Source organism: Planobispora longispora (genome assembly GCF_016863135.1).
Lineage (GTDB): Bacteria > Actinomycetota > Actinomycetes > Streptosporangiales > Streptosporangiaceae > Planobispora > Planobispora longispora.
On record NZ_BOOH01000046.1, the window covers coordinates 69,988 to 78,189 of the forward strand.

At 75.7% G+C, this 8,202-nt stretch carries 5 protein-coding genes; all 5 read right to left on the bottom strand.

The window, feature by feature from the left end:
* Positions 1 to 39: 39 nt before the first annotated feature.
* On the bottom strand, positions 40 to 3,108 hold the full coding sequence (locus Plo01_RS27895; protein ID WP_203893672.1) for a PASTA domain-containing protein: 3,069 nt from the start codon (positions 3,106 to 3,108) through the stop codon (positions 40 to 42).
* Positions 3,109 to 3,111: 3 nt separating this feature from the next.
* Positions 3,112 to 4,785, bottom strand: a complete 1,674-nt coding sequence (locus Plo01_RS27900) for an Ig-like domain-containing protein (RefSeq protein ID WP_203893673.1) — start codon at positions 4,783 to 4,785, stop codon at positions 3,112 to 3,114.
* Positions 4,782 to 6,062, bottom strand: a complete 1,281-nt coding sequence (locus Plo01_RS27905; protein ID WP_203893674.1) for a phage tail protein — start codon at positions 6,060 to 6,062, stop codon at positions 4,782 to 4,784. Before Plo01_RS27905 ends, Plo01_RS27900 begins: the two co-directional genes overlap by 4 nt.
* 38 nt (positions 6,063 to 6,100) lie before the next feature.
* A complete protein-coding gene (locus tag Plo01_RS27910) occupies positions 6,101 to 7,675 on the bottom strand; it encodes a putative baseplate assembly protein (RefSeq protein WP_203893675.1) in 1,575 nt (524 codons plus the stop codon).
* Between the two features lie 84 nt (positions 7,676 to 7,759).
* Positions 7,760 to 8,164, bottom strand: coding sequence for a GPW/gp25 family protein (locus tag Plo01_RS27915; RefSeq protein ID WP_203893676.1), 405 nt, complete (start codon positions 8,162 to 8,164; stop codon positions 7,760 to 7,762).
* Positions 8,165 to 8,202: the final 38 nt, after the last annotated feature.

Sequence of the window (8,202 nt, forward strand, 5' to 3'; positions counted from 1 at the left end):
CCGGCCTCGCTGATCTCCCGCTCCCGGCGGGGCCCGGCCTCACGGGAAAGGCCGGGGCGGGCCCGGCGGGCGGGGCGGGAAGTCGACGGGGAACTTGATCGGCGGTTTGACCGGCGGCCTGATGATCGGAGGCTTGCGGGGATCCAGGTCCCAGCCCAGGGAGACGGCGATGAAGACCGTCGACCCCGGGTTCGCCGTGCCGCCTTCGGGGCGCTGCCGGATGACGATCCCCGTCAGGTCGAAGCTCACCTCGTAGTCGTACTCCACCAGGAATCCGCGGGCGGAGAGCAGATCGCGGGCGGCCTCGAAGACCATCCCCACCGTGGACGGGACTTCGACGCCGCGCCGTACCGCCGTGCTCAGCGCGACGGCGGTGTCCGGCGGCACGGCCTCGCCCGCCCTCGGGTTCTGGTCGACGACCGTGCCCGGCGGCTGCCCGCTCGGCACGTCCGCGACGATCCCCACCGACAGGTGCACCGCCTCGAGCCTGGCGCCCGCCTGGGAGACGGTGAGGCCGCGCAGCTCCGGCACGACGACCGTCTCCACCCTGGTGGCCAGCACGACCCGCACGACGGTGCCGGGATGCGCCTCTGCCCCCTCGGCGGGATCCTGCTCGACCACGCTCTCCTCCCGGACTCCCAGCACGGGCCGGGAGCCGGCCACCTTGATCCGCAGGCCGGCCTCCTCCAGCGCCCGTTTGGCCTGCGCCACGTGGAGCCCCGTCAGGCGGGGCACCGTGACCGGGGGCCTCATCGCGAGCGTCAGCGCCACCATGGAGAAGACGGGCACTCGCGCCTCGGCGCCGGGCGCCTGGGTCAGGACGGTGTCCTCCGGCTCATCGCTGAACTCCGAATTGAGGACCGCCGCGACCAGCCCGGCCTCGTCGAGCACCACCACCGCCTCGTCGAACAGCAGGCCGAGGACGTCGGGGACCTCCACGGTCCGCAGCGCGGACACCACGACCTGGATCGTTCGGTCCTGCGGCACCGGCTGCTCGGGCGCGGGCTGCTGCCGCAGGATCCGGCCCGGCTGCCCGTCGGCCTCCTCCGAGGTCTCCTCCAGCTCCAGTCCCAGGCCCTCCACCGCGGCGCGCGCCTCGGCCAGGGTCAGGCCGACCAGCGCCGGCACCCCCTCGCACACCACGACGCCCACCGCTGACCCGGAGGCCGCCGGCACGCCGGGCGCGGGCGACTGGCTGTGCACGCTTCCCGGCCTGCCGGGCACGGCCCGGGTGGTCTCCGTGAGGGTGAGCCCGCGCGCCGCGACCGCCTCCCTGGCCGCCTCCACGATGAGGCCGACCAGGTCGGGCACGGGCACGGTCCGGCCGGTCGCGACGGTCACCGCGACCGGCGCGCCCGGCGGCCAGGCCGAGCCGGGCGGCGGGTCCTGGCCGAGGACGGTCCCGCTCTCGGCGTCGGAGGCCCGGCCCGTCTCCCGGCCGAGCGTGAACCCGGCCGCCGCCAGAACCGCTCTCGCGGCGCCGACGCCGAGACCGGCCAGGTCCGGCACGATCCGGTCCGGGCTGCCCGAGACGGCCAGGTCGACCGTGCCGTGCAGCGGCACCCGCGTCCCCGCCGCGGGCTCCTGCCGCACCACCTCCCCCTCGGGCCGGTCGCTGGTCTCCACGACGCGCCTGCCCAGGGAGAGCGCGGGCGGCACGGGGAGCAGGCCGAGCTCCTTCAGGCGCGCGGCGGAGGTCTCCTCCAGCAGGGTCAGGGCCTGGTCCAGGGGCCGGCCGGTCAGGGCGGGCACGGCGATGGCCAGCGGCGCGGCCAGCGTCAGCGCGACCGAGGCGCCGGCCGGGGCCGAGGCGCCGGCGGCCGGTTCCTGGCGGATGACCGTGCCGGTGGTGGCGGGACTCTCCTCCTGCGCGTACGGCGGGTCCGCCGCCGACAGCCGGGCGCCGCGCAGCAGCAGTTCCGCGGCGGCGGGTGTGCGGCCGCGCACGTCCGGGACGGTCACCTGGACGGGCACGGCGACCGTGAGCGCGACGGCGGCGCCCGGCGCGAGGCGGGTCCCCGCCGGGGGCGTCACCGCGAGCACGGTCCCGGCGGGCGCCTCGCTCTGCGCGTCGGCGAGCTCTCCCACCGCCAGCCCGATCGTCTCCAGCAGCTCCGCCGCCCGTCCGACCGGCTCCCCGATCAGCGGGGGCACGGCGACGCGCGCCGGGATCTCGACGACCACGTCGACCGGCGTGCCCTCGTGGACCGTCCCGCCCGCCGCGGGCGACTGCGCCACGACCGTCGCGGCGTCACGTCCCCGGACCTCCCGCTCCGTCGTCGTGCCCGGCGCCAGGCCCGCCTCGGACAGGGCGTGCCGGGCCTCCTGCGGTCCCAGGCCGATCAGTTCGGGCACGGGCACGTCGAGCCGGGCGACCAGCGCGATGGTGAAGGCGTGCTCCAGCGCCCGCGGCCGGGTGCGGTCCACCTCCGGGCCGGTGTCGCGGACCACCATCACGTCACCGGCGAAGACGCCGGCCTCGCGGACGACGGGAGGTCCCTCGCCGATCCCGAAGCGGGCGCTGAGGAGCACCGCGTGGGCGGCCGGATCGTAGCGGAGGCGGCGCCGGTCCACCGGCGCCCGGTACGCCTCGGCGAGCAGGCCCGGCGGCGGCGCGCCCGGGTCGCCGGGGTCCCCGTCCGTGCCGAGGGCCACGTGGCTGATCCCGGTGAGCCCGGCCGCCCCCGTGAGCAACCCGCCGATCAGGTCCCGCACACCGGGCGCGAGGCCGGGCGGGAGCGCCAGCCGTACCTCCCGCTCCAGGGGGGCCTGCGCGGGCGGGTGGGCGATGTGGCTGACCAGGTAGCCGGAGCCCGGCCGCGGCGAGGCGTCGCCGCCGAACAGGCCGATCTCCCGCAGCTCCTCGCCGAGGTCGGGCAGCACGGCGCGAGCGGTGATCACCCCGGCCCGGTAGCGCAGGCCGGTGAGGCGGGCCCGCGCCACCTCGCGGGTCAGCGCGGTGCGGGCCCGGTCCGGCGGGGGCGGGGCCGCGTCCCAGGAGGGGTCGCCGGTCCCGACGGCCAGGTGGGTCAGCCCGGCCGGGCCCGCGCCGCGCCGGGCGCACAGGAGGGCTCCGATCAGGTCGAGCCCCCGCAGGACCAGTGTCATCGCTCACCCGCCGAGCCGGGTGGCGGTGAACAGCTGCCGCTGGCTCTGCGCGAACCCGGCCGTGATCTGCGAGGCCCGCTGCACGATCTCGGTCCTGGCCGCTCTGGCGTCGGCCTCCTCGACGGGGACCTCGGGCGAGTCGGCGAACTGCTGGAGCAGCGTGACCACCGCCCGGTTGGCCCTGGCGCCGATCGCGGCGGTGGCCTCCTGGGCGATGACCTGCCCCAGCTTGCCGCCGCGGTGCAGCTGGTCGTCCCCGACGTCGGGGTCGGTGAACAGCGACCGCTTCAGGGCGAGCTGGACGTCGTCGCCGATCCCCTGCAGCGTGAAGGGCAGGCGTTCGGTGACCTTCCCGCTGTCGAAGCGGTCCTCGGTGATGCCCTGCCGGAGCAGGTCGCCGATCCGGCTGCCGACCTGGACGGCCGCCACCGCTTCGATGATCTTGCTGCGGGCCCAGTCGACCACCCAGAAGCCGACCTGGAACTGGAAGCAGCCGGTGCCGCGCACGGTCGTGCTCCCGGCCGGCCGGGCGGTCACGGTGACCGTCGCCACGCGGGTGTCGGGCACCGCCACGATCGGGGCCAGGGGCAGCGCGGCCGAGATGTCGTCGAAGACGCCGGGCGGGCTGTAGCGGGAGATGATCTCCAGCTCGTCGGGGTCGAACCGCACGTTCGCGTACTCGACCGCGGCCAGGCCCGGAGCCTGCTCCTGGAGCGCGTGCGCGGCCACCTTCTGGCCGATCCGGTGGAGCTTGCCGAGGTCGGCGGGGGGCGGCACGGCGGGCGCGGCCACCCCGGTGAAGCTCAGCCTGGCCCGTCCGGCGGCGTCGGTCACGGACACCGCCGGGGACAGCGCCCCCCAGTCGGCGGTGCACAGCAGCTCGGCGTTGGGCACCGGGGCGCCGAACCGGTCGGTGACGGTGACGACGAAGTCCTGCTCCCAGCCGAAGTAGAGCATCAGGTTCTCGTAGCCGATGTTCACATCCCACAGCAGCCGGGACAGGTCCTGCTTGACGGTGTCGAGGTCGGACTGGATCCGGCGCGCGGTCTCCTCCAGTGCGCCCAGCCGGGCCTCCGCCCCGGCCAGCCGGTCCACCGCCTCGGCCAGGTTGAGCCGGGTCCGCCGGCGGTCCCGGATCATCTCCGCGGTGACCCGGCGGGCCTCCGGCGGGCGCTCGATCTCGGCCAGCAGGTAGGAGCCGGGCGGGGGGACCTCCGGGCGGACCGCGCACCTGACCGCCCAGCGCAGCCGGTCCCGCACGCAGGTCTCCATGTTGACGTCCTGCGGGTTGCCCAGCGCCGGGTCCTCGGCGGAGGTGATCCGCTCCACCCACGCCTCCAGGTAGAGCGCGACGTCGCCGGCGGGCAGCGGGGTCCGGTCGCCCTGCTCGGACAGGAACACGGCCTCCGGGTTGACCAGGTCGTACCCGTCGGCGGTCAGGCCGCCGGGCTCGATGACCACGTCGTCGTCGGCGTCGGCCGGGGAGATCCGGAAGCCGTTGAAGCCGGGCACGCCCTCGCCGATGTGCCGGCGGCGCAGCTCCCGCTCGAAGTGGCGGCGGATGTCCTCCAGCTCGTTCCAGTCCCGGTCGAGCAGCGGCACGCCCTGCTGCAGCCGGATGCCGATGTAGCCCTTGCCCGGGTCGAAGGTGTCGACCCCGTTGTTGGAGAAACTCACTGGACCACCTCGTCCGTCGCGCCGCTCACGCCCAGCGCGTCCACGGCCGCGCGCCGCTCGGCCTCCGTCTCGATCACCACGACCGGCCGCAGGTTCATCGGCAGGAACCGGGAGGCCCCGGAGAGCAGCCGGCCGCGCAGCCGCAGGACCTCCTCGGTGGTCTCCCCCGGGACGACGAAGATCCCGACCGCGTTGTGGGCGTACCGGCTGTCCGGGCCGGTCCCGGTGTCGTAGGTGTAGGAGGCCGTGTCCTCGAACCGGCCGATCCCGGCCATCACCCGCGGGTCCGAGGTGTCCAGCGTGCGCGAGCCGTGGAACCCGCCGCCGGGATCACCGGGATCGCCGGGGTCGTTGGTGACGAGCACGTTCCGCCAGAACTCCTTGATCCGCGCGTCCCAGCCGGTCAGCCGCCGCACCCACAGCACGCACCCCGCGGTGGTGCCGGTGATCCGGTAGAGGACCGCGGCGTGCTTCACCTCGTGCCGCCGTACGGCGACGCCCCGGTCCGCCGACGGCTCCCAGGCGATCAGGGCCGCCAGGTGCGGGAGCAGCCGGTGGTCGGCGGTGTCCACGTCCTGCAGCCCGCGCAGCTGGTCGGCGCGGCTGCGCAGGTGGTCCAGGGCGGCGCCGAAGACGTCGAGGAAGCGGCGGAGCTGGCCGTTGCCGGGGGTGGACTCGGGGATGGCGCCGATCTGCTCCGGCCCGCGCACCACGTCGTGCCGCCGGTAGATCTCGGGCAGCGCGTCGTACAGCAGCGCGCCGGAGCGGTGCAGCCCGGTGGGGGTGGCCACGGCCCGCAGCACCGGCCCGGCCTGCGGCCGCCCGTCCGGGCCACCCGGTGGCTGCCCATCCGGTTCCCCGTCCGGCCCGCCCGGTGGCCCTCCGTCCGGCCCGTCCCCGGGCGGCACGGCGACCAGCTCGTAGTAGTACGCGGTCCCCGGGCGCAGCCCGGCGGCCGACCCGGCCACGTCGAGGATCTCCACCCGCCAGCCGTCGCCGTGCCGCCGCCGCACGCGCCGCAGGACCTCGACGCCGTCCCGCTCGCACGACTCGACCGTCCCGCCGCCGGGCGGCTCGGTCTCCGTCACCGCGGCGCCCGGGGGCGGGAAGGCCGTACTGTCGTAGACCAGGCTCCAGCGGCCCTCGGGCTCGAAGTCCCGCTCCTTGCGGCGCACCCGCACGGCCGCGTCGCCGGCCGCGCCGGGGCGCGCCTCCCAGCTCAGCACGACCCGGCGCCCGACCAGGTCCGCGCGGGCGGTGAAGTTCTCGACGGTCATGGCATGTCCTCAGAAGATCTGTCGCGCCGGCACGTCCGTCAGGCCGTCTCCGGACGAAGGGTCACCGTGATGGTCCCGGGCACGGCCAGCTCGATCTCGCCGATCCCGATCCGGCCCTCGACCGCCACCGCCCCGCCGTACACCCGGTCGATGAAGTCGCCGACGTCCCCCAGCCCGGCGTCGGCGAGCACCTTGCGGCGCAGCGTGGCGGGGGGCGCGGCGTCGGCGCGGCGGAAACGGGTGACGGTGGCCGCGGCCACCCCCGGCAGCGCCTCCACCGCCTCGTAGACCTTGGACAGGTACAGCGGCCGCCCGAACTCGACGTTGCGGAAGGCCACCAGGCCGCGCACGGCGCGCTCGGCCTCCTGCCGCACGGTCTGCGGGAGGCGGTTGTGCTCGGGCATCACCTCCACCGCGATGTCGACCGGCACACGGACCGGGTCGACGATCCGGACCGAGGTGCCCACCATCCTGCGGTCGTCGAAGTAGCCCATCAGGTCCTTCTTGAGCTGGACGCTCGGGGGGACGCACTCCTCCCCCTCCGGGGCGATCACGAGGTCCACCCGGTTCCAGCCGCTGGATCTCGCCCGCACCTTGGCCACGCCCCCGGCCCGCAGGGCGAGCGTCACGTAGTCGCCGAGCGTCACCGCGCGGTCGCCGGAGCGGAAGGCCAGCGGGCCGGAGCGCACCGCCCGCTCGATCGGCTCGGCGTCCGCGCCGCCGCTGGCCGGGTCCGGGTTGCTCACCGCGGCCAGGCCGGGGATCGGCGTGATCGCCTGGGTGATCGTCCCGGCGGGGACGTTGCCGCGCGCGCCGAGCGTGACCGCGTAGCTCGCCCGGACGTTGTCCGTACCGGCCCGCGGGGGCCTGCCGTACACCCGGTCACCGAAGATGATCTCGGCGCGGTCCTCCTCGTCGTACTGGAGGCAGTAGTCGGTGGACTCCGGGCCGGACAGGGTGATCCGGCCGTCCGGGCCGCGGTGGTAGAGCAGGTTCTCGCGCCGCTCCCAGCCGACGGGGCCGGTGCCCTCGTCCACGGTGACGGAGACGGTGTCCGGGATCGGGGCGGGGGCGGCCAGGCGGAAGCGCTGCCCGGCCTCGCCGGTGGCCGAGCCGAGGATCTCCTCCCGGATCGACCGGGCCTGCCGGACCGGCAGGCCGGTGACGGTGAGGCCGGCGGCGAGGTCGACGGTGAGCGGCTCGTCCAGGTACTCGAAGACCGGCGGCTCACCCCCGCCGGGCACGCCGGCCGTGCCGAACCGCGCGCCGGTGGGGACGGTCACGACGGTGGGCCGGCCGGGTTCCGGGGCGGTGAAGGTGAGCGTGAGCTCGGCGGAGGCGGGGGCCGGGGGCGCCAGCTCGTAGCCGACCAGCCGGAGCAGGTTGATCACGCTGCGCCGCTCCACGGCGGTGTCCAGGAACGACTCGGCCGCGATGCGGTCCTGGTAGTAGCTGAGGATGTCGCCCATGTAGGCGAACAGGTCGACGAGGAGGACCCCGAGGTCGGTGGGCGAGCGGTCGGTCCATTCGGGCAGCCGGTAGGCCGCCAGGTCCAGCATCGCCTGCCGCAGGGACCGGAAGTCCTTGTCCGTGTAGTCGATCACCGGGTCCATCGCGGTCCCCCTCCCCGCTCTCCTGCCGTGCGCGTCCTCGTCATCCGGACTCCCGTCACCCGCCTCGCCACCGCCCGCGCCCCGTCACCCGAGCGGGATCACGGCCTGGCCGCCGGGCCGGCCGGTGGTGTGGACGTAGGAGAGCCGCAGCCGCATGATCCCGGTGTCGGCGTCGCGTTCCACGGTGCTGTCCGTCACCGCGATCCGGGGCTCGAAGCGCAGCAGCGTCTCGACCGCGTGCCTGCGGGCGATGTCGGCCAGGACCTCGTCGTTGGGCTCGTGGGCGAGCCCGGCCAGGCGGGTGCCGAAGTCGGGCAGCATCGGCCGCTCGCCGAGCCGGGTTCCCAGGACCAGGGTCATGTTCTGATGGATCTTCTGCTCGCCCGAGGCGAGCCGGACCCGGCCGTCCTCGATCCGGAACGGGAAGGCGGCGCCGCTCACGCCGGACAGGTCGTTGCCGCGGGGCGCGCCGGGTGCGCTGGGTGTCATCTCTCACTCACCGGGATGCTCAGTCGAACGGGCAGGAT